2 protein-coding genes are annotated in these 1,804 nt (G+C 72.3%); both read right to left on the reverse strand.

The window, feature by feature from the left end; all coding sequences use genetic code 11:
• Window positions 1-144: 144 nt before the first annotated feature.
• Window positions 145-1,212 (reverse strand): glycoside hydrolase family 43 protein, encoded by a 1,068-nt coding sequence (locus A2U95_RS02020; protein ID WP_166020521.1) that lies wholly within the window; start codon window positions 1,210-1,212, stop codon window positions 145-147.
• A gap of 118 nt (window positions 1,213-1,330) precedes the next feature.
• Window positions 1,331-1,804, reverse strand: a 474-nt coding sequence (locus A2U95_RS32350; protein ID WP_240957164.1) for a class II aldolase/adducin family protein, incomplete at its 5' end; no start/stop codon positions are given.

A 1,804-nucleotide genomic window follows, 5' to 3' on the forward strand; every position in this document is an offset into this window, starting at 1 on the left:
CCCGGCCGCAGGCCGTGTTGACCCGGCCGCACAAGGCGCCGGCCGGACCGGGAGCGCCCGCGTTCCGCGGGGGCGGGCGGACCGGCCGGCGGCCGTGCCGTCCGGAGACGACGCCTTCCGGTGCTCCGGCCCCGGGCGTCCGGCTCACTCGAAGAACTTCAGGCTCCACCCCGTGTCGGTGTTGGGGCCGGGGACGTTGGCGCGGCTGTAGGTGGTGTTGCCCCACCAGCAGAACGTCCCGGTGTACCAGTACCGGTTGTCCCACGAGTACGGGGTTCCCTTGGGAACGGCGTGGAACATCAGCGGGAACCTCGGCCCGGCGGGCGGGCTGGTGGCGATGTCCCCGTCGAGCAGCACGAAGGTGTGGTGACCGGGACCGTTCACGTACAGGGTGGGGTCCCAGCCGGGCATCATCGTGGCGCGGTGGGAGCCGAACAGGCAGCCGTTCGACTTGTACCAGTCCCACACGTGGGTCGGGTCGCCGCCGGCCCGCAGCCTGAGGTCGGCCAGGCAGTACTGGTCGCTCCAGCTGCCGTTGGCGGAGTACACGATGTGCAGCTGCCCGTTGGGGTCCTTGATCGCCTCGGGACTCTCGTTGATGTACGGATCGCCGACCACGCGCTCCCAGCTCTCCCGCGGCTGGGAGATGACGTGGCGTCCACCGGTCGGGGTGGTCGGACTGCTCATCCGCGCGATGTAGAGGTTCTGCTCGACGTTGGTGTCACCGGCCCACCCGGACCAGACGAACCAGCGCTGACCACTGAAGGTGAACATCGTCCCGTCGATGGCCCATTTGTCGTCGGGCAGGGCGAGCTTCGTCTCCGCGGAGTACCCGGCGTCCGGGGCGGAGGAGCTGATCACGTACATCCGGTGCGCGGCGCCGCGGCCGGCCGTGAAGTAGATGTAGTAGCGACCGCCGTCCCGCACGATCTCGGGCGCCCAGACCTCGCCGAGATTCCGGCTGTCCGACCAGACCTGCCGTGCGGTCGCCGAGGCCAGGCCCTCGGTCGAGGACGCCTGCCGCACGGCGATGCCGCCGCCGGTCGACTGGACGGAGACGTAGGTCCCGCCGACCCGCAGGACGCTCGGGTCCGCCCCGCGCACGGCGGTCTGGCCCGCCTGCGCGGACGGCGCGGACGTCATCGAGAGCGTCAGGGCGAGCAGGAGGGACAGCGCGAAGGCCGCCGCGCCGGACGTGCGAGCAAGTCTCATGGCTTCTCTCCCCGCGGTTCACGGTGCCGGTCTCCCCATACCTACCCACAAGATGACAGTGTCCATGTCAAATCGACGGGGGCGGCCTCCCGCCCGCCCGCGGCGCGCGCCGCCCGGGTCACCGCGCGGGGGTGCGGACGGCTGGCGCGGGCGCCGGGGCGGGAGCGGCGGTGTTGCCGTAGTAGGCGCCGGGACCGTGCTTGCGGGTGTAGTGGCGCTCCAGCAGGTGCTCCGGGGGGTCGGAGACCTCCCCCAGCTGGGCGCGGAGGGCCAGGGTGTGCAGGGCCATCTCGGCGACGGCTTCGCAGACGACGGCGTTCTCCAGCGAGGCGGTGGCGGTGGGGCCCCAGGTGAAGGGGCCGTGACGGGAGACCAGGGCGCCGGGGACCTCTTCCGCCCGCCGCGGGTCGGAGCGGAGCATGGCGACGATCACCTGGCCGGTGTTGAACTCGTAGTCCCGGGCGCACTGTTCGGGGGTCAGGTCCTCGGTCACGGGGACGGGCCCGTTGAAGGTGTCGGCGTGGGTGGTGCCCAGGACGGGGATGGGGCGGCGGGCCTGGGCGAAGGCGACCGCGTGGGTGGAGTGGGTGTG

Origin of the sequence: Streptomyces chilikensis (genome assembly GCF_001642695.1) — a bacterium.
GTDB lineage: Bacteria > Actinomycetota > Actinomycetes > Streptomycetales > Streptomycetaceae > Streptomyces > Streptomyces chilikensis.